A 19,319-nucleotide genomic window follows, 5' to 3' on the forward strand; every position below is an offset into this window, starting at 1 on the left:
GCCCCCAGCGCCTTCCATACCGTGAAAATGACAGCCTGTCGCACGCCGCTGGCGGCAAGCCGGGCGCATCCCTACAGTGTGAGCATGCAACACCCCATCACCCACACACCGAGGCCTATCATGAAAAAATTGCTCACCTTCATCCTCATCGTCATGCTCGCCTGCCTGTTCCTCGACAAGATCAGCGGCAGTGGCAGTGGCAGCGACATGCACATGCAGTTCAACGGCGACGATGTCGACGGGCCGCTGGAGTGGCTGTTCGGCCTGGTGTTTGCCGGCGGCGGCTTGCTGATCGCCGCCATCGCGGTGGTGTGCGCAGCCGTCATCACGGGAGTGGTCCTGGCCGGCGTGGGCGTGGTGCTGATCGCGGTGGTGGCGCTCTGCGTGGTGCTGGCGCTGGCCTTGAGCACACCCGTGCTGCTGCCGCTGCTGATTCCCGTCGCCATCGTCTGGCTGATCGTCAGCCGCAACCGCAAGCAGGCGCAAGCGCGTCAGCACAGCCTGTAATCACTGCGCCATGAACTTGCTGAGCACACCGTCGCCGCCGCCGTCATTCTGTTCGATGCGGTTGCGCCCGCCCCGCTTGGCCCGGTACAGCGCCTCGTCGGCGCGCGCCAGCACGGCATCGCAATCGGCATCGGTACCGGCCATGGCGGCCATGCCGATGCTCACCGTGATGGTGATCACAATGCCGCCATCGATGGTCAGCGAACTTTCCGCCACGCGCCGGCGCAGCCGTTCGGCAAACACGGCGGCGGCGCTCAGATCCGTGCCAGGCAGCAAGATGGCGAATTCTTCGCCGCCCACGCGGCCCGGCACGTCGACCTTGCGCAGCGCCTGGCACATCAGTGCGCCCAGGTGGCGCAGCACGGCATCGCCCACCGCGTGGCCGTACTCGTCGTTGACGCGCTTGAAGTGATCGATGTCGAGCATCAGCACGCTGGCGCAGCTGGCCAGCTCGCGCTGCAGCCGCGCATGCTCGTTTTCCAGCGCCGCCATGAAATGGCGCCGGTTCGGCAAGCCGGTCAAAAAATCCGTGGTGGCCAGTTGCAGCAGTTCCGCGTTCATGCGCTTGCGCTCGGTGATATCGAGCGAGGACACCATGACGAAATCGAGGCTGTCCGCATGGCCCGGCATCACCAGCAAGCTCAATTCATTTTGCCGCGCCGCACCATCGAGACGCACGAAGCTGCTCTCGCACTCGTACAGGTGGGCGCCGCCAGCCAGCGCCAGCAACGCATCGCCAAAGCGCGGCAAGGCGCTGTCGTCGAAATTCTGCGCCAGGCCCAGCGCGCCGCGACGCTGGTCGTCCTCGTTGGCGCGCACTTGCGCCAGCGCGGCGCCGTTCGCATCGATGATGCGCACCATCCCCGCCAGCCGCTGCAGCGCCTCCGGATGGGCCTGGAAATGGGCGCCCAGGTCGCGCACGCCCGCTTGCTCGAGAACATCGAGCGCGGCGCGCACGGCCGACCAGTCCTGTTCCCAGAGGGCCACGGGCGCATGGTCGTACAGGCTGCGGAAACGCGCTTCGCCGGCGCGCAGGGCCAGCGCCACTTGCGCCTGCTCAATGGCCATGCCGGCCAGGTGCGCCGCCTCGCTCAGCCGCGCCAGGTGCGCCGCGCCCGGCAAGGTGGGCTGGCGGTGATACGCCATCAGCACGCCCAGCAGCTTGCCCGAGCCGCCACGCACGGGTTCGGCCCAGCACGATTGCAGCTGGGCCCGCCACGCCAGTTCCATCGTCTCTTGCGCATCGGCAACGGCGTGCAAGTCGCCCACGATCACGCGCAGGTCATCGCGCAAGGCTTGCGCGGCGATGCCATGCACGCCCTGCAGGGTGTCGAGGTCATGGCCATGGCTGGCCAGGTTGAAGAACGCGGGCAAGCCCGGCGCCGCGCCCAGCACCAGGCGGTGGCGGCTTTCATCGAGCAGCAAGATGCTGCACAGCATGGCAGGATGGTCCGCTTGCACGCTCAGCACCACGCTTTCCAGCACCCGTTCCAGCGGCGCGCCCGTGGCCAGCATTTCCAGCACTTGCCGCCGCGTATGCTCGCGCCGCTCCATCTGGCTGCGCTCGCTGATATCGCGGAAGGTCCACAAGCGCGCCTGTTCATTGCCCAGTTGCATGCTGCGCACATATTGCTCGACCACCCGCCCATCGCGCAGGTGCAGCACGTCGCGCCGCTCGCGGTGGCCGTGCGGCGCATGGACGCGTGCTCCGAGGAAAGGCGCCGCCTGCTCCAGCTGGCTTTCCACATGGCGCACCAGCGCCGCGCCGTCGGCTTGCCAGTCGAGCGCGTCGGGCACTTGCCACAGGTCGCGGAAGCGCCGGTTCGACGTGAAGATGCGGCCATCGATGTTGTCAACCAGAATGCCGTCGATGGTCGAATCGAGGATGCTGCGCAGCATGGCCTGGCTGCGTTGCGCCGCCTCGGCCATCGCCAGCACGCTCGCCTGCCCCTGCTCCAGCTGGCCCGTCAGTTCGCTCGAACGCGCCAGCGCCACCTGGGCGCGGGCGCGGCCCGCCGCCAGCAGCCAGGCGGTCAGCGCCAGCACGATGCTGGCCAGCAAGCCGGTCAAGGCCACCAGGCGGGGCCGCGCCAGCAGTTCGCCATCGAAACCGGGCATGGCGCGCACGCGCAAGGTCCAGGCATGGCCGGCGATGGTGATCGTTTCCTGCGCCACCAGGCTGTCCGAGGCGGCAGACGACAAGGCGCCCGGCAAGCTGTCATACATCAGGGCCGCCTCGGCCAGTTGCGCGCCATCATAGATTTCCAGGTCCAGCTGGCGCGCGCTCTCGCCGCCCACGCCAGCCATCAGGTCGCCCATGCGAAATGGCGCAAATACCCAGGCGCGCAAGGCGGCGCGCCGCTGCTCCACGCTGCCATGCAGCAAGCTATTCTCATACACGGGCAGCACGATGAGAAAACCATGCGACTGGGCGCTGCCGCCATCCTGCACCAGGTGGATCTTGCCCGTCATGGCGGCTTGCCCCGTGTCGCGCGCCTGTTCGAGCGCGGCGCGGCGCACGGGTTCGGAGCCGATATCGTAGCCGAAGGCCAGCAGGTTGCTCTCGCTCAAGGGTTCCAGATAGGTGATCGGCGCATACCAGGCGCGCTGGCCGTGCGGACGCACGGCATAGCCGGGATAGCCTTCCGCGCGCACGCTCGCTTCATGCCGCGCCAGGGCCGCGCCGGACAACAGCGGCAGGTAGCCGATGCCATGGATGCCGGGAAAGTGGCGGTCCACCTGCTGCACCGCCAAGTAGGCATGAAATTCGCGGCGCGTGACTTCCTGCGAACTGGCATACAGTCCCTGCACCCCGTGCAGCACCTGGATATAGGTCTGCATGCGGCCGGCGATGTTGTTGACCAGCTCGTGCACGCGGAAATCGAAATCGGCCCGCACCTGCTGTTCGCTGGCATCGTGGGCATTGCGCCAGGCGCCATACGTCAATCCCAGGCACAGCGCCAGCACCAGGGCGGCCAGCACGCGCGGTCCCACCCAGTGCGACACTGGCCCAGCAAACCACGACGTAGACGCGCGTGTAGGCATGACAGGATGACAAGCAGAACGGATATCAAACCGCTTCACGGCCAGCGACGTGGCTGGCGGCGGGCTGCAGGACTACCATCGGTAGTCGATGAGAATGATAGTACGTTACAGCGGGCGGCCTTGCAATGCTGAATATTGTATTAAAAAAATCACACATTGCGCCAATGCAATGATGTGTGCTCCAGGAAAATTCGATGCCGTGAAAACAATCCACCACTCGCTGATATGATCGCCCCGCAATCCATCACCTGGGAGTCGCGTTTGCAACAGGATAGCTGGCAAGGAACACTCTGGCTGGCGCCGGACTTCGCCATCTTGCATGGCGCGGCGGGCGCCACGGCCAGCCACGCCCATTATGCGCACCAGTTGATGCTGAGCACCGGGGCGCCTTTCACGGCCGAGCTCGACGGCATCGTCCACACGGCGCGGCACTTGCTGGTCGATAGCCTGCGTCCGCACGCCATCCTGGCCGCCCCGGCGCCCATGCTGACCATCTATGCGGAACCGCAGCGCCTGGGCGGCCCGGCCCTGCTGGCTGCAGCCGGCAGCGCAGGCATGCCCAGCCTGGACAGCCTGGCCGCCGCGCTGCAGGCGCAGCCGCGCGAACACTTGCCCGATCCCCGCTTGCGGCGCGCGCTGGACAAGGTCGATGCGTTGTTGTCAGGCAAGGTCAGCGCGGCCGCCGTGGCCGAGGCGGCGCATTTGTCGCTGAGCCAGCTGGAACGCCTGTTCAGCGCCCAGCTGGGCTTGCCCGTGCGGCGGCTGGTGCTGTGGCGTCGCCTGCGCCTGGCCATCCGTTTCATCTTGCTCGGCAGCACCCTGACGGAAGCGGCCCACGGCGCCGGCTTTGCCGATGCCGCGCATTTTTCGCGCACCATGCGCAGCCTGTTCGGCGTGCGCGCCGACCGCAGCTTGCGCCAGCTCAACGTCAAGCTGCTCGATTGAGGGGCGCGCGCAAGCCTTCCGGCAACTCGGGTGCACGCACGCCCTCTTCCGCGCGGAACGGTTCCAGCAGTTGCGCCCCGTACGCGGCCGGGTAATCGGGACGGCTGCCGATGCCCAGGTCTTCGCCCCGCATGCGGTAGCCGGGCGCGTCGAAACGTGTGCCCAGCAAGCGGTCCCAGCAGGTAAAGAACAGGCCGAAATTCACGTCGCCCGCCGTGCCGTATTTCATGTGGTGAAAACGGTGCAATGGCGCCCAGGCAAACACGTGACGCAATGGCCCCATGCGCATGTCGACATTCGCGTGCTGCAAGAGCAACTGGATCGCCACGGCAAACGCCAGCACGCCCATGACACGCTCCGGTATGCCCAGCAGCAACAAGGGCAGCATGCCGCCCGCCGCTTCCAGCAGCAGGTGCAGCGGGTGTTTCATCCAGCCGTTGAAACCGTACAGGCGCGTCACGCTGTGGTGCACGGCATGTAGTTTCCATAGAAAATAATAGCGGTGGCTCAGGTAATGCACGAGCGTGATACCGCAGTCGGCGATGAGGATGGCCAGCAGCAGCTGCGCCCAGAACGGCAACTGGCCGGGCCAGAACGGCCCCAGCGCCAGGTGCCCGGCCAGCAGGGGGAAGATGGCCAGGCCCAGCAGGTACAGCGCTTCATTGACGAGCGCGTGCGCAATGTCGCGCCAGCCGTCGCCATGCTCGTGGTTCCACGCGCCGTCATACGGCAGGTAACGCTCAGCCAGGAAGGATGTGAGCAGGGCCAGCAGCAGCAAGGGCGGCAAGACCCGGAGGGGGAGTTGGCACAGCGCCACCAGCACGGTGGCGGCGCCGATGAAGCCGGCCCAGAACACGGGGCCGTACAGCGCGGCAAAGAGGGATTTCATGGCAAGACGCTCCTGTGGCAAAAACCACAGCATGGCCTTGTCCCCCGCCCCGCCGCTTGAAGAAACGGCGCAAACTGCTTATTTGGCGGCCAGTTTCGCAGCCTTGCGCGCCGCGTACTGCTGGTAACCATTCGCGCGCAGGGCGCAGGCGGGGCAGGTGCCGCAGCCATAGCCCCAGTCGTGCAACTCTCCCCGCTCGCCCAGGTAGCACGTATGCGTGCCGCTGCGGATCAGGTCGACCAGCGGCTGGCCGCCCAGGTCTTCCGCCAGGTCCCAGCTTTGCGCCTTGTCCAGCCACATCAGCGGCGTTTCCAGCTTCAGGCGCGTATCCATGCCCAGGTTCAGGGCCACTTGCAGGGCCTTCATCGTGTCGTCGCGGCAATCCGGATAGCCGGAAAAATCCGTCTCGCACATGCCGCCGACCAGCACCGTCAAGCCGCGGCGGTACGCCACGGTGGCGGCCACCGTCATGAACAGCAAGTTGCGTCCAGGAACAAATGTGTTCGGCAAACCGTTTTCCTGCATGACGATCTCGACGTTCTGCGTCATGGCCGTATCGGAAATGGCGGAAATCAGGGACAGGTCGATCATGTGATCCTGGCCCAGGCGGCTGTCCCACTCGGGCGATTGCCGGCGCATCTGTTCCAGCACGCCGGGACGCACGGTCAGTTCGATCGCATGGCGCTGTCCATAGTCAAAGCCGATAGTTTCCACGCGGCTATAGTGTTTCAAGGCCCAGGCCAGGCAGGTGGTGGAATCTTGTCCACCGCTAAAGAGCACCAGTGCGGAGTCCGTTGCTAGCATAATTTCTTTCTTTGAGTTTTGTTCTGTCCAATAGTGCGCGGGGAAACGAGATTCCCCATGCAAAAAATACTTATTCGTCCGCCATCAGTTTACCTATTCCGGTAACATGCAGTCAGCATTTACTTATCTGGAGCACCATGTTTTCTGCACGACCCATACGGCATACGGCTGCCGGCAAGGCGATACGACCACGAATTTTGGCACAAGTAGTGACAAAAGCAATGGGTCAACTGACACTGGCGGCCGCCGGCAGTGTCATCTTGCTGTTCCCCATCGCCCAGGCCGCCGCGCAGGAGGGGGGGCAACAGAGCGCGCAAGATGCGCCCGCCGACAGCGCCGCCACGGAAGCGGCGCCCGCCCCGCTGCAGTACGAGGTCAAGGTCAATGCACCGGGCGACCTCGATGAGTTGCTCGAAAAAAACCTGGACCTGGAACGCTTCCGCGGCAACCCGCGCATGGACCGCGAGCAATTGCAGCGCCTCGTCCGTGATACGCCGGAGCAAGCCAGGAACCTCATCGCCACGGCCGGCTACTATACGCCCGTCGTCACGGTGCGCGTCGATACGTCGGGCGCCAAGCCCGTCGTCATCGTCGACGTCGATCCGGGCCAGGCGGTCACCATCGACAAGGTCGAGCTGGAATTGCGCGGCTTCGACCCCACGCCGCCGCTGGCCGCCAGCGAGCCCTACGATACGGAAGCCCTGAAGCGCAGCTGGTCCCTGAAGACGGGCAGCGTGTTTCGCCAGGCCGACTGGGAATCGGCCAAGCGCGCCCTGCTGCGCGAAGTGGTGCAGACGCGCTACCCGCGCGCCCAGCTGGTCGACACGCAAGCCGTGGTCGACCCGGAAACGCATAAAGTCTCGCTGCTGGTGGTGCTCGACAGCGGCCCCGAGCTGCGCTTCGGCGAGCTGCGCATCGAAGGCTTGAAACGCTACGATCCCAGCATCATCCGCAACCTCGACAAGATACGCCCGGGCGAGTACTACAGCGAATCGGCGCTGCAATCGTTGCAGGCGCGCCTGCAGGACACGGGCTACTTTGCCAGCGTGGAAGTGAGTGCCGACATGAGCAGCATCCTCAGCGAGCAGATCGAGGCCGGCCAGGAAAGCCAGCAAGCCGAGGCCGAAGGTGGCAGCGCCGCCGCCGAAGCCAAGCCCGTCAACCGCGGCCCCGCGCCGCTGCTGCCGCTGGTGGTGCGCGTCACGGAAAACAAGCAGCAGAACGTCAGCGCCGGTCTCGGTTTCAGTACGAACACGGGCAATCGCGCCCAGCTCAACTATGACAACCTGAACGTGTGGGGCACGCGCTTCAAGAGCGCGATCACCATGGAAACGAAGAAACAGGCGGCGCACGCCAATTTTTACTTTCCAACGACCGAGCGCGGCTACAACGACAGCGCGGGCGCCTCGTTCGAGCGCAGCGACATTTCCAACGAAATCACGGCCGTCACGACCATCTCGGCCAAGCGCAACTGGGGCGGTACCAACCTCGAGCGCAGCCTGACGTTCGAGTTCCTCAGCGAGGACAAGACCGTCGTGGGCCTGGAACAGACGCGCAGCAAGAGCTTGCCGCTGACCTATGCCATCACCAAGCGCAGCCTCGACAGCCTGCTATTCCCCACCAAGGGCTATGTCATCAACGCCCAGGTGGGCGGCGCCCTGCTGCCCGTGCTGACGGACGAGCGCTTCGTGCGCGTGGCCGGCAAGGCCGTGTATTACCGTCCGCTCGGTGAAAAAGGCGAGCTGATCGTGCGCGGCGAAATGGGCGCGCTGGGCTCGAAGGAAAAACGCGGCGTGCCGGCCGTCTACCTGTTCCGCGCGGGCGGTGACCAGTCCGTGCGCGGCTATGGCTACCAAGAACTGGGCGTGAAGGAAGGCGACGCCACCATCGGCGGGCGCTACATGCTCACCGGCAGCGCCGAATACCAGTACTGGTTCAAGCCGAAGTGGGCCATTGCCGCCTTCTATGACGCCGGCAACGCGGCCGATACCGTGAAGGCGGCCATGACGCCGAAATCGGGCTACGGCCTGGGCGGGCGCTACAAGAGCCCCGTCGGCCCCATCAATGTCGACGTGGCGTATGGCCACGCCGTCCATGCTTACCGTTTGCACTTCTCTCTGGGATTCACTTTCTGATGTCCGATATTACTACCGAGTCCCCCAACAGCGCCGCGCCGCCACCGGCGCCTCCGGCGAAGAAACCGCGTCGCTGGGTACGCTACCTGCTGATCGCCATCGCCAGCCTGGCCGTGCTGCTGGGCGGCGCCTTCTGGTTCCTGGGCCGCGAATCGACCCTGCAAATGCTGGTGCAAAAAGTGGCCAGCGCCAGCGGCGGCGAAATCGCCGTGTCGGGCGTATCCGGCTCGCTGTACAACCGCATGCACCTGGGCCACGTCAGCTACCGCAGCAAGACGCAGCACATCACGGCCGAGAATATCGACATCAACTGGTCGCCGTTCCAGTTCTTCTCGGAAGGCATCGCGATCAGCGAACTGCATGTGGCCAGCCTGTCCGTGGAAAGCACGGCGCCCTCCGAGGAACCGTCGACGATGCCCGCCAGCCTGGCTTCGCCGTTCAAGATCGGCATTGCCGACGCGCGCCTGGACAAGGTGATCCTGGTGAGTCCGGGCGGCAACACGGTATTTGAAAAGATCCATTTCACCTTGTCGGGCGACAAGACGCAATGGCAGCTGGAAGACGCCTCGGCCCTCACGCCCTTCGGCCAGGCCACGGCCAGCGCGACGATTGCCGCCACGCAACCGTTCAAACTGTCAGGCAAAGCCGGCTTGACGCAGATCAACCCCGCCGCCGGCGAAAAACCCGCCGCCCTGGCCCTGCAACTGGGCGGCGACCTGAATGTGCTGAACGTCACGGCCAAGGGCAGCGCGGGCGCGGCCACGGCCGATGCCCAATTGGCGCTGGCGCCGTTCGACCCCGTCATCATCCTGCGCTCGGCCAGCATCAAAGGCCGCAACATCAATCCGGGCAAATTCGACGCGACCTTGCCGCAGGCGGACCTGAGCCTGGAACTCGACGCCGCCATCGATACGCGCCCAAGCGCGCAAAGCGTCTCGGGCAAGCTGGCCATCCTCAACCACGCGACACCCGGCCCCATCGACCAGCAAAAGCTGCCGCTGCGTCAGTTCGAGGCGAGATTGGGCGGCACCCTGACGGCCACCACCCTGGAGTCGGCCCTCATCGATTTCGGCACCGCAGGCAAATTCACGGGCAGCGGTAAGCTCAACCGCGACGCGGCCGATGCCCCCATCGGCAATGCGCAGCTGACCTTGCACACAGACAAGATCGACTTGCAGCACATTTACAGCAGCATCAACAGCACCAAGATCGTCGGCGATATCGTGCTCGACAGCGATGGCAAGACACAAACCCTGCGCGCCAAGCTGGGCGAAGCCAAGCTGCGCCTGGACGTGGAAGCCACTTTGGCCGATTCCCTCGTGCAATTGCGCAAGGCGACCTTGCAAGCGGGCAAAAGCAGCGTCAACGCGACGGGCCAGATCAGCCTGAAGGATGAACAACCGTTCAAGGCCGTGGCCAGCACCAGCCGTCTCAATCCCGCCGACTTCGGCGCCTTCCCCGTGGCCGACCTGAACCTCGACGTGCGCGCCAGCGGCCACGTGGCTCCGCAATGGCTGGCGAATGCGGACTTCACCGTGCGCCCCAGCAAGCTGCTCGACCAGCCCCTGTCCGGCAAGGGCAAGCTGACGGCCGATGCGGCCCATTTCAGCGGCATCGACGTGCAATTGGCGCTGGGCAAGAACAACGTGACGGCCAAGGGCAACTTCGGCGGCGCCGGCGAAAAACTCAACTGGAACGTCGATGCGCGGCAACTGTCCGCCCTGCAGTCCGACTTGCTGGGCAGCGTGCTGGCCAGCGGCGTGGTGCAAGGCACCATGCAGCAGCCGCGCACGACGTTTGTTGCCGATGCGAAAGGGCTTGGCTTAACCAGCGGCAAGCGTCCCGCGCCGGACAGCGCCATCCATGCCAGCGGCGACGTGGGCTTGACGGGACCGAAGCAGGCAGCGGAACTGAAAGTGACGGGTTCCTTGCAAAAGATCAACCCGGCCGCATTTGGTGCTGCACTGCCCAACGGCAACGTCAACGCGGATTTCAACGGCAGCGGCCGCCTGAGCGGCGACTGGCAAGTGGCCCTCAACCTGGCCCTGCGCGAATCGACCTTGCAAAATGCCCCGCTGGCCGGCTACGCCAAGCTGTCGGCCAATGCGAAACGGGTCGACAGCGTGGATACGGAACTGCGCCTGGGGCCGAACAGCCTGCTGGCCAAGGGCGCGCTGGGCGGCGCCACGGACAAGCTGACGTGGAAACTTGATGCGCCGCAACTGTCGACCCTGGGCCCCCGCTTTGCCGGCGTGCTGCAAGCGTCCGGCTCCGTCAGCGGCAAGATGGACGCGCCGGCCGCGCAGCTGACGCTCGATGGCCGCGATCTGACCTTCTTTGGCGACCAGCAATTGAAATCCATCAAGGGCAGCGCCAGCGTGGGCGCCGGCCAGGGCGCGCTCGACCCCATGGTCAGCAGCCTGGACATCACGGGCTACAGCACGCCCACCTTCAAGCTGGGCAGCGCCCGCCTGGCCACGACGGGCACGCGCGGCAGCCATACCGTGAGCCTGGCGGCGCGCAACGACGATTTCGATGCCACCGTGCAAATCCGCGGCAGCCAGAGCGGCGCCAGCTGGACGGGCACGATCGACAGCCTGCAAAACAAGGGCCGCTATGCGCTCGTGCTGCAAGCGCCCGTGCCCGTGAAAGTGGCGGGCCCTGCCGGCAGCGGCGTGGCGGGCCTGGGCCAGCCGGAGCAGATCAGCGTGGGCAACACCGCCATCAAATTGCCTGCGGGCAGCATCACCATGCAAAGCCTGGTCAAGAACGGTCCCCGCTGGACCAGTTCCGGCCAGGCGGCCGGCGTGGCGCTGACGTATCTGGCGCAAGTGATTCCCTCGCTGCAAGCCAATGCGCGCAGCGACCTGACCTTGGGCGCGCAGTGGTCGCTCGACATGCAGGTGCCGACGGCGCAGCAGAAAGATCCCTCCCTGGCGGGCATGTTGCACATCTACCGCGAAAAAGGCGACGTGACGGTGGGCGTGGAGCAGCCGCTGGCGCTGGGTTTGCGCACCTTCGACGCCCGCGTGGATGTTGCCAACCAGCAACTGCGCCTGGCCGTGAAACTGGACGGCACGCGCGCGGGGCAGAGCGATATCAATGCCACCGTGCAAATGCTGGGCGGGCGCATCAGCAACGACAGCGCCCTCTCCCTGACGGGCACGACCAGCATCGATTCGCTGGCCTGGCTGGCGCCGCTGACGGGCCAGCCAGGCCTGGAACTGGGCGGCGCCTTGAAAGTGGCGCTGTCCGGCAGCGGCACCATCGGCGCGCCGCAATTGAATGGCGACATCAACGGCAGCAAACTGCTGGTGAACTGGGCCGACCAGGGCTTGAAATTGCGCAATGGCGTGCTGCAAGCCAAGCTGGCCGGCGATCAATTGCAATTGCAGCGCCTGAGCTTTGACGGCGGCGATGGCAAGGTACAGGCAGATGGCTGGGTACGCTTTGCGAATGGCGAAGCGAGCCTGGAACTGAAATTGATGGCGGACCGGCTGCAGGCGCTGTCGCGCCCCGACCGCACCTTGATCCTGTCGGGCAACAGCACCCTGGTCCGCAACGACAAGCGCTTCAGCTTCGAGGGCAAGTTCAAGGCCAACCGCGCGCTGATCGAACTGGCGCCGCAGGATACCCCCACGCAAAGCAGCGACGTGGTGGTGCTGGGCAAGGAAGTCAAGGGCAGCAAGGAAGCGCCGTCGCTGCCCCTGAATATCGACCTGGAATTTGACCTGGGCAATGCCTTCCACCTGCGCGGCATGGGCATCGATGCGGACCTGGCGGGCAATGTGCGCGCCAGGGTCATCAACCGCGCCGCGCCGCGCGTGACGGGCAGCATCAAGGTTGTCACAGGTCAATACGCCGCCTATGGACAAAAGCTGTCGATCGAACGGGGCTTGATCGCCTTCACGGGCGCCTACGACAACCCGTCGCTGAACATCCTGGCCGTGCGCAAGCGTCCCGAAGGCGAAGCCTTGTCGGAAACAAATGTGGAAGCGGGCGTGGAAGTGCGCGGCACGGCCCAGGCGCCGACGGCCAAGCTGGTGTCTACCCCGAGCGTGTCGGACAGCGACAAGCTGGCCTGGCTGATCCTGGGCCACGGCGCGGAAACGGCGGCCGGCGATGAAATGGCCTTGCTGACGACGGCAGCAGGCGCCCTCTTCGGCGGCTCCGGCGGCGGCTTGCAGGGCAAGCTGGCCAATTCGCTGGGACTCGACGAAGTGGGCCTGTCGCAGGCGCAAGGGCTGGAAAGCACGGTCGTCACCGTCGGCAAGCGCCTGTCCTCGCGCGCCTACCTGACGTTCGAACAAGGCACGAGCACGGCGACGAGCCTGGTCAAGCTGCGTTACAAGCTGAACCGCCGCATCACCCTGCAATTCCAGACCGGCACGAACAATGCCCTGGACGTGTTGTACACGTGGGCGTTCGACTAATCAGACGTTGAAATGCAGAAACAACAAAGGGCGCCTCGGCGCCCTTTTCTTTGATCTGCCGCAAAGGCAAACTTACTCGGCCACGTCGAGGCCCCGCTCGATCATGCCTTCGACGTACGCACGCAGGTATTGTTCCAGCGCAGGGCCGGACAGTACGTTGGCCGTCAGCGCGCCATGGGGCGAACCTTTCAGCACGCCGTCGTGATACACGCGCGCAATCCAGGCCACGTCCGTGCCCTGGGTGTAATCGAGTTCATAGTCGAACGATTCTCCGCTGACTTTGCGTGTGTAGACTTCCTTGACAATTGCCATCTAAAACAGCCTTTCTTGACGAGATTAACTGGGATGCGGGTGCGGCACGGGATCGTCCTGCGGCACCGGGTGCACGGGCCCCGGATGGTGCCCGGGCGCTTCTTGCGGCTCCGGCGCCGGCATGGGTTCATCGACGGGCGCCGGGTCGGGCGCGCGGTGGGCATGGATGACGGACATGGCTGGCCTCCCGGTGGACAAAAGAAGACCATACCACGAGATGCCCGCCGCCTGCCCATGTTTGCCTGCCGGCTTGACGTCCGCGGCCGGCGGCACGGCGTGACAAGGCATAGTGCTTGCATGCCATGTAAATGTCAACATGCAACTTTTACCGTTTGACAAGCATCGCCGCCCGTCCCCATCTGGCTTACAATCGCTGTTTTACCCGTACCCGATTGCATACATGGAAACCACCACCCTCGCCCTGCTGTTACTGGTCCCGCTGCTGGTCTGGCGCATCTACTCGCGCCTGAAGAAACTGGTGGCGCGCCAGAAGTCGCAGCTGTGGCGGCACTGGACGGTGGCGATCGCCTTCCCCGCGCTGCTGCTGTTCCTGGCGACGACGACGAAGTTCGACATCCTGCCCCTGTCCAGCCTGGGCGCGGCCGCGCTGGCCGGCGGCTGGCTGGGGGTGCTGGGCTTGAAGCTGACGCGCTTCGAACAGGTCGGCAAGGACTTTTTCTTTACCCAGCACCGCTACCTGGGCCTGGCCATCACGATGCTGTTCATCGCCCGCCTGCTGTACCGTGGCATGGAAATCTACCTGAACTCGCGCGCCGACGTGCCCGTGCCGCCGCCACCGTTCGGCCAGAGCGCGCTGACGATGGCCGCCTACGGCCTCGTCATCGGCTACTACGCCGTGTATGCGTGGGGCCTGGTGCGCTGGCGCCAGCGCAACCAACCGCTGCAGGCGCCCGAATAAGTCATCCCGTCAGTAGTACTGGCACAGGCCTTCGCAGGTCGTCACCGACAGTGCCTGGCGTATCGTCGCCAGCGCCGGCGCCAGGGCGGGATCGAGGTCCTTGTCCGCATCAGCCAGGCTGCCCAGCAAACGCTCGCGCAACGGCGGCGCCATCAGCGCGACGTTCGGCGTTGCGTACTGCGCCGCAGCTTCCAGCATGCGCTTCTTTTGCGCCACGGTCCAGAACGGCACTTGCACGAACTGCACCACGCCGACATACAGGGTGGTCGAGCCCTTGCTGAAGGCGCGCGCCCGCATGCGCTCCGTACCGCTCACTACCTGCAGTGGCTGGCTACTGAATTCCTGCTCCATCAAGCCAATCAAGTGCGCATGGCAATGCATGCCAAAGGCAAAAAAAGTACTCATTTCATCGCCATAATTGGCCAGGTTCTCCGTTACCTGGTCATTGCGCGCCTGCTGCAACTCGGCGCCGGACAGCGGCAGCGGCCGCTCGCTGCCAAACGTGTAATACGCCTTGCCGATGTTGGTTGCCCGCTCGCACAGGGCCACGCTCGGGTTGATGTCCTGCAACGCCGCGACGGGCGCCCGGAACAGGCCCGGCGCGTCGGTAATCCGGGCAATCAACGCTGCCACTTCAGGGTCGCCGAGGCGCGGCAAGCCGCTTTGCAGCGTGGCCTTGGCCATCAGCGCTTCCAGGCGGGCACTGGCTTGCTGGAAATCGGTATAGCTGTCGGCCCAGGCGGCGGGCGCCACGAGGACGGAGGAAAGGCAGAACAGGCGGCCGAGGCGGCGCAACGGCATGGAAATCGACAGGGACATGGGATCAGGAAAACACTATTGGAAAATTGGCAATTATAGGCAATCTGTATCCACAGTGCATTTAATTGTGTTTTACACCACGTTTTATCTAGGCGATGATGGTGACGCGCGGCCAGCGCGCCGCATAATCCTTGCTGGCCAGGCGCTGCACATAGCCGTCCAGGCTGATGCGCGCCGGGTTGCGCCGCACCACCATATCGAACAGGTCGTCGAGGCCATGCGGCGCGATGATGCCGATCCCGCCGTCAGGCTGCAGCGAGATGCCAACCGAGGTGGCAAACTCGGGCCAGGTGGCGATGGCGTCGTCGAGCGACAGCAGGGGCGGCACGGCGTAGCCGAACGCGTCTTCGAACCACAGGTGCACCCGCGCCTGGTTGCAAACCTCCCACGGCACGCCGGGCAGCACGGTTTCCAGGCGCTGGCGCAGCTGCGTTTCGCTTTCCGGATGCATATCGCAGGCATCGAAATACGCCACGTCGACGTCGCTCAAGGCCGACGCTTGCGCGTAGCCATGCAAGGCATCCCACACGAGGTTGCGCACGGCGCCGGCGCCGATGCAGCAATGGGGCAAGCCCAGCTGCGCCACTGCGTGCAGGGCTTGCATGCACCACGGCGTGGCGCTGGCGATGGCGCGCAGGCGCGCCGCCAGTGCTTCCTGCCTGCTCATGCAGCTAGGGCCGGATCTGCGGCGCCACGCCGTCGTGGCTAACCGTGCCTTCGACATTGCCGAAGTACACGTCCAGGTCTTGCTTCGGATGGAAGTTGCGCAGCTTGACTTGCAAGGTGGTGGGGTTGATTTTGGTAAACGTACCGGGGAAGCACAGGCTGACCAGCTCGTCCGACTTGCCCTTGATTAAGTTCAAGGTAAAGTCTTCGATGCCATTCTTCCACGTATTGCCGGTGGTCAAAATGTACGACACCCACACGGCATTGACGAAGCCGCTTTCGCCCTGCTGGGCCGCCAAGCGGTTCCACGTCTTGTAGAAGGCCTTGTCGCCGCAGTATTTCTTTTCAAATGTATTGCCATCGCCCAGGTAGGACGCGCCGGGACCGGCCGCAACGAACGGCGCATATTGATGGCGCACGCGCACGACTTTGCCGGCAGGGAATTTCTGCTGCCACAGGTAGATGACTTTCACAGTCCAGGCCGGCACCCATTCCTCGTCGTACAGCTGGGCCAGCAAGCCTTCGCGGATCATGATCTTGCTCTGCGCGGCCGTCAGCGGCGCCACTTTCTTGTCGAACGGCGTGTGCGAGGGGAAATACGCAATTTGCGCATCGGACAAGCCAAGCTGGCGCAAGCGGGCCGTCACGTCCTCTGCGTCGAGCTTGGCGACGAAGGTGGTTTTATAGTCCTTGCGCTTGCCGTCAACGTCGACGGTAAACTGCTGCGGCTGGCCATAATACGTGGGCGAGCCGTGGTAGCCGGAAGAGTATTCGGGCAGCGGGAAGAAGATCGTCTCTTCCACATCCGTTTTCGACTCATTGAGGAACTCGTATTCGACCTTGATCAATTCCGCACTCACGCTGAGCACTTCCTTTTTCATGGCCACGGCATCCGTCTTGCCGAACAGGATGCCTCCCGCGCTCACGGAGCCGATGCCGTCGTTGGCCATGGCCGGCGCCGAACACGCCAGCGCCAGCGCGGCAGATGCCAGCAAGGTGCGCACCAGCATCACGCCACCCTGCCCGAGACGGGATCGACCCGGCGCTGCAGCACGAAAATCGGTTGCGCCCATTGGGTATCCTTTTTCTTCTTGCTCGTGATCAAGGTCAGTTCCGATGGATCGTAGACATCCGTGTTGTGCGTCAACGGCGTCGTCATCAGGTATTGCGCTTCCGTGTTTTTCAGGAATTCGCCGACCAGTTGAATGTTGCGGATATCGAGGTGGGCAAACGGTTCGTCGATGAAGACGAAGCCGCCGGAACCGTCTTCCGATTTCAGCAAGCCGATCAGCAGCACCAGCGATTTCATCACTTGCTGGCCGCCCGACGCTTCGCCATCGTTCATGCCGATGACGCCCTTGCCGTCGAACTTGAAGCGCACGTGCAAGCCCGCCTGCGACAGCTGCACGTCGTCGTTTTCCAGGCGCACGGGGTCGGCATGTACTTCGATGCCGGCCAGCTCGCCCAGCTCCTTGATGTTCTTGCTGTAGGTCTTGATGGTGTAGCGCAAGCGCTCCATGTAGGCGCCACGGGCATTGCCCGTCGCTTCGATGGCGCGGTTGTTCTGGTAGCGGCGTTCGTCCGTTTCCGACTGGCGGCCATGCAACTGGTCCGACAGGCGGTGGTGCTGGTCGATGACGGTGGCGTCGAGTTCCCAGTCGTCGCGCGCCAGGCTGTTTTGCAGGCTGGCCACGCGCAAGTCGACCTGGTGCGCATTCTGGTGCTCGGCCACGAGGGCCGCGCGGCGTGCGGGACGGCGCCAGCTTTTCGGCAAGTGGCGCCACGCATGGCGCAGGGCCAGCAAGGCGCGCGCATGCTCGGCGCGCTGTTCGATTTGCTTCTTGTAACCGAGGCGCGAGCCCGCTTCCGCCTCGGACAGGGCCAGGCGCGCGTTTTGCCACACGGTATCGGCACGCGTGCGCGCCACGGTGGCGTTCTTCGTCAGGTTTTGCAGCTCGCCCAGGCGGCCACCCACTTCCAGGCGCTCTTCCTTGAGCGGCTTGGAATTGCGCAGCGCTTCGGCGAACTCTTCCTGGCGGGCACTGAGTTCCTTGGCCGCGTCGACGCCGGCGATGCGCGCTTTCAAGGCGCCCACTTCGGCCGCCAGTTTCGAAATCGCCAGGGTCAGGGTGTCTTCCTGTCCTTCCAGGCCCGGCAGGGAGCGCAGCAGCGCTTCCAGGCGGCCGCTGCGGCCAGCCTGGCCGAAGCGGTAGCGCGACGCTTCCACGAACAGCGAGCGCCCGCCGCGGCGTTCGCGGTGGTACGCCTCGGGCGTGATCCACTCTTCGTGGTTGCCCAGCTTGAAACCTGCTTCGACGGAATCGACGCGCGCAATGCGCGACAGCTGCTCGATCAGCCAGCTGGGTACGGGCGCGGAAAATTTCACCACGGCCAGCAAGCTCTCGTCTTTCGCGACAGGCGCCGTGACCAGGTCGGGCACGATGAAGTGGCGATAGCGTTCCTTCTCGGCCAGACGATAGGCGGCCGCCGCATCCTTGGCCTTGTCCAGCAGCACCACCGAAGCGTAACCGCCCAGCACGCCTTCGACGGCGCCCTGCCAGCGGCTGTCCGTCACTTCGACGATATCCGACAGCATCGCGTGACCAATGCCCGCATCGCGCAGCGCGCGGCGCATGCCGCGCACGTTGTCCGGCTCCGGCATGGCCGTCTTGCCTTGCAGCGCGGCAATGGTTGCCTGTTCGCCCGCGATGCGCGCCGCCAAGGCGTCGCGCTGCTGGCGCTGCTGCAGCAATTGCGCTTCCTTCTGTTCCAGCTGGGCCGCCACTTCGGCGATGTCGCTGCCCGAGTCCGCCGCCAGCTTGTGCAAACGGTCTTTCTGCTCCAGCAGGCTGTCCAGCGGTTTGAGCTTGCTATTGATCAAGGACAAACGGCTCTGCAAGCCGATCGATTCCTGTTCCAGCAAGGTTTCGTTCATCTGCGCGTCGGACAGGGCCTTCGCCTGCGATGCCAGCGCATTGCGTTTATCGGTCAGCTGCTGGTCCGCCTGCGCCATCGGTTTGCGCGCATCGCGCAATTGCCGGCTGGCCGTGGCCGCTTTTTCGCGCGCCTCGTGGTACTGCAGGCTGGGCAGCACTTCTTCCAGCAGGTTGCGGCGCTCCTTATGCAGCCCTTCCCACTGGTGATAGTTGGCCACGCGCAGGCGCAAGCCTTCCAGGTTGGTCTTCGACGCTTCCAGTTCCGTTTCGAAGCGCTTCAGCTCCACTTCCGTGTCGCGCTGGTGGCGCTTGGCTTCGTCGTAGGCGTCCAGCACTTCCTTGTCGCCGAACACCTGGAACACGAGGTCGAGCAGCTGGCGCGGCGCGTATTCGCACAATTTGTCCGTCTCGCCCTGCTCCAGCGCCAGCACTTTCGACATGGCGGGCGAGAGGCCCGCATTGGCCAGGCGCTTGCGGTAGTTTTCCACACCGAGCCAGTCGTTGGCGTCCGTGATGTCCTCGATCTGCACATTGCCCGGACGCATCAGATACTGGCGCTTCCAGTCGCCGCCGTTCTTCTGGATCTGGCAAAACAGGGTCACTTCATCGTCGCTGAAGAAGCCGGAACTGCGGAACGGACGGTTCGACAGCTGCTTGCCCACGTTCTTGTTGTCGACCACGGCGCGCAGCCAGGCCGTCTGCTGGCCAGAGTGGCGCGCATAGTGTTTATAGGTGCGCCCCATCGAGCAATCGAGGCCGAACAGGGTGCGCAAGGCGTCGAGCAAGGTGGTCTTGCCCGAGCCGTTCTGCCCCGCGATGGTGATGATCTTCGCGTCGAGCGGAATATTCTTGATGCGCTGCCAGTAATCCCAGTGCACCAGTTCAAGTGATTTGATATGAAACATGGGC

At 64.6% G+C, this 19,319-nt stretch carries 14 protein-coding genes; 5 read left to right on the forward strand and 9 right to left on the reverse strand.

Annotated elements, in window-relative coordinates; all coding sequences use genetic code 11:
• Positions 1-120: 120 nt before the first annotated feature.
• The gene (locus O0881_RS16925) at positions 121-507 is read left to right on the forward strand and encodes a hypothetical protein (RefSeq protein ID WP_289912298.1); all 387 of its coding nucleotides are present in this window, start codon (positions 121-123) and stop codon (positions 505-507) included.
• Here the strand turns inward: O0881_RS16925 and O0881_RS16930 are convergent, their stop codons facing one another.
• Positions 508-3,489 carry a CHASE domain-containing protein gene (locus O0881_RS16930; protein WP_289912299.1) on the reverse strand — a complete coding sequence of 994 codons (2,982 nt, stop codon included), beginning with the start codon at positions 3,487-3,489 and terminating at the stop codon, positions 508-510. It abuts the gene before it with no gap.
• A 288-nt stretch (positions 3,490-3,777) separates the two neighbouring features.
• On the opposite strand from O0881_RS16930, the gene O0881_RS16935 reads away from it, so the two are divergent.
• Complete coding sequence (locus O0881_RS16935; RefSeq protein WP_289912300.1) at positions 3,778-4,497, forward strand: AraC family transcriptional regulator; 720 nt, start codon at positions 3,778-3,780, stop codon at positions 4,495-4,497.
• On the opposite strand, the gene O0881_RS16940 is transcribed toward O0881_RS16935, so the two are convergent.
• Both O0881_RS16940 and queC read right to left on the reverse strand, forming a co-directional pair.
• Positions 4,481-5,386, reverse strand: coding sequence for a sterol desaturase family protein (locus tag O0881_RS16940; protein WP_289912301.1), 906 nt, complete (start codon positions 5,384-5,386; stop codon positions 4,481-4,483). The two genes, O0881_RS16935 and O0881_RS16940, sit on opposite strands and share 17 nt — an antisense overlap.
• Positions 5,387-5,464: 78 nt before the next feature.
• Positions 5,465-6,190: a 7-cyano-7-deazaguanine synthase QueC gene (gene queC / locus O0881_RS16945; RefSeq protein WP_289912302.1), complete on the reverse strand. Its 726-nt coding sequence runs from the start codon at positions 6,188-6,190 to the stop codon at positions 5,465-5,467.
• A gap of 221 nt (positions 6,191-6,411) precedes the next feature.
• On the opposite strand from queC, the gene O0881_RS16950 reads away from it, so the two are divergent.
• Together O0881_RS16950 and O0881_RS16955 are read left to right on the forward strand one after the other, a co-directional pair.
• The gene (locus O0881_RS16950) at positions 6,412-8,325 is read left to right on the forward strand and encodes an autotransporter assembly complex family protein (protein WP_289912303.1); all 1,914 of its coding nucleotides are present in this window, start codon (positions 6,412-6,414) and stop codon (positions 8,323-8,325) included.
• Positions 8,325-12,758, forward strand: a complete 4,434-nt coding sequence (locus O0881_RS16955) for a translocation/assembly module TamB domain-containing protein (RefSeq protein ID WP_289912304.1) — start codon at positions 8,325-8,327, stop codon at positions 12,756-12,758. The genes O0881_RS16950 and O0881_RS16955 overlap by 1 nt, the downstream gene beginning before the upstream one ends.
• Positions 12,759-12,830: 72 nt before the next feature.
• Here O0881_RS16955 and O0881_RS16960 read toward each other — a convergent pair whose 3' ends face one another.
• Together O0881_RS16960 and O0881_RS16965 are read right to left on the reverse strand one after the other, a co-directional pair.
• On the reverse strand, positions 12,831-13,070 hold the full coding sequence (locus O0881_RS16960) for a hypothetical protein (protein ID WP_099378551.1): 240 nt from the start codon (positions 13,068-13,070) through the stop codon (positions 12,831-12,833).
• Between the two features lie 24 nt (positions 13,071-13,094).
• Positions 13,095-13,247 (reverse strand): hypothetical protein, encoded by a 153-nt coding sequence (locus O0881_RS16965; protein WP_168208500.1) that lies wholly within the window; start codon positions 13,245-13,247, stop codon positions 13,095-13,097.
• A 223-nt stretch (positions 13,248-13,470) separates the two neighbouring features.
• On the opposite strand from O0881_RS16965, the gene O0881_RS16970 reads away from it, so the two are divergent.
• Positions 13,471-13,989: a hypothetical protein gene (locus O0881_RS16970; RefSeq protein WP_289912305.1), complete on the forward strand. Its 519-nt coding sequence runs from the start codon at positions 13,471-13,473 to the stop codon at positions 13,987-13,989.
• Between the two features lie 9 nt (positions 13,990-13,998).
• Here the strand turns inward: O0881_RS16970 and O0881_RS16975 are convergent, their stop codons facing one another.
• The 4 genes from O0881_RS16975 to O0881_RS16990 form a co-directional block, all read right to left on the reverse strand.
• The gene (locus O0881_RS16975) at positions 13,999-14,808 is read right to left on the reverse strand and encodes a hypothetical protein (protein ID WP_289912306.1); all 810 of its coding nucleotides are present in this window, start codon (positions 14,806-14,808) and stop codon (positions 13,999-14,001) included.
• 88 nt (positions 14,809-14,896) lie between these two features.
• Positions 14,897-15,475 carry a nucleotidyltransferase family protein gene (locus O0881_RS16980; RefSeq protein ID WP_289912307.1) on the reverse strand — a complete coding sequence of 193 codons (579 nt, stop codon included), beginning with the start codon at positions 15,473-15,475 and terminating at the stop codon, positions 14,897-14,899.
• 4 nt (positions 15,476-15,479) lie between these two features.
• Positions 15,480-16,484 (reverse strand): DUF4424 family protein, encoded by a 1,005-nt coding sequence (locus O0881_RS16985; protein WP_289912308.1) that lies wholly within the window; start codon positions 16,482-16,484, stop codon positions 15,480-15,482.
• Positions 16,484-19,315, reverse strand: coding sequence for an ATP-binding protein (locus O0881_RS16990; protein ID WP_289912309.1), 2,832 nt, complete (start codon positions 19,313-19,315; stop codon positions 16,484-16,486). Before O0881_RS16990 ends, O0881_RS16985 begins: the two co-directional genes overlap by 1 nt.
• Positions 19,316-19,319: the final 4 nt, after the last annotated feature.

The organism is Janthinobacterium sp. SUN100, assembly GCF_030397705.1.
Lineage (GTDB): Bacteria > Pseudomonadota > Gammaproteobacteria > Burkholderiales > Burkholderiaceae_D > Janthinobacterium > Janthinobacterium kumbetense.

Bases quoted from the DNA above. Each gene is read 5' to 3' on its own strand.
- O0881_RS16925 (WP_289912298.1), top strand. From the start codon at position 121: ATGAAAAAATTGCTCACCTTCATCCTCATCGTCATGCTCGCCTGCCTG.
- O0881_RS16935 (WP_289912300.1), top strand. From the start codon at position 3,778: ATGATCGCCCCGCAATCCATCACCTGGGAGTCGCGTTTGCAACAGGAT.
- O0881_RS16940 (WP_289912301.1), bottom strand. From the start codon at position 5,386: ATGAAATCCCTCTTTGCCGCGCTGTACGGCCCCGTGTTCTGGGCCGGC.
- queC (WP_289912302.1), bottom strand. From the start codon at position 6,190: ATGCTAGCAACGGACTCCGCACTGGTGCTCTTTAGCGGTGGACAAGAT.
- O0881_RS16950 (WP_289912303.1), top strand. From the start codon at position 6,412: ATGGGTCAACTGACACTGGCGGCCGCCGGCAGTGTCATCTTGCTGTTC.
- O0881_RS16955 (WP_289912304.1), top strand. From the start codon at position 8,325: ATGTCCGATATTACTACCGAGTCCCCCAACAGCGCCGCGCCGCCACCG.
- O0881_RS16960 (WP_099378551.1), bottom strand. From the start codon at position 13,070: ATGGCAATTGTCAAGGAAGTCTACACACGCAAAGTCAGCGGAGAATCG.
- O0881_RS16965 (WP_168208500.1), bottom strand. From the start codon at position 13,247: ATGTCCGTCATCCATGCCCACCGCGCGCCCGACCCGGCGCCCGTCGAT.
- O0881_RS16970 (WP_289912305.1), top strand. From the start codon at position 13,471: ATGGAAACCACCACCCTCGCCCTGCTGTTACTGGTCCCGCTGCTGGTC.
- O0881_RS16975 (WP_289912306.1), bottom strand. From the start codon at position 14,808: ATGTCCCTGTCGATTTCCATGCCGTTGCGCCGCCTCGGCCGCCTGTTC.
- O0881_RS16980 (WP_289912307.1), bottom strand. From the start codon at position 15,475: ATGAGCAGGCAGGAAGCACTGGCGGCGCGCCTGCGCGCCATCGCCAGC.
- O0881_RS16985 (WP_289912308.1), bottom strand. From the start codon at position 16,484: ATGCTGGTGCGCACCTTGCTGGCATCTGCCGCGCTGGCGCTGGCGTGT.
- O0881_RS16990 (WP_289912309.1), bottom strand. From the start codon at position 19,315: ATGTTTCATATCAAATCACTTGAACTGGTGCACTGGGATTACTGGCAG.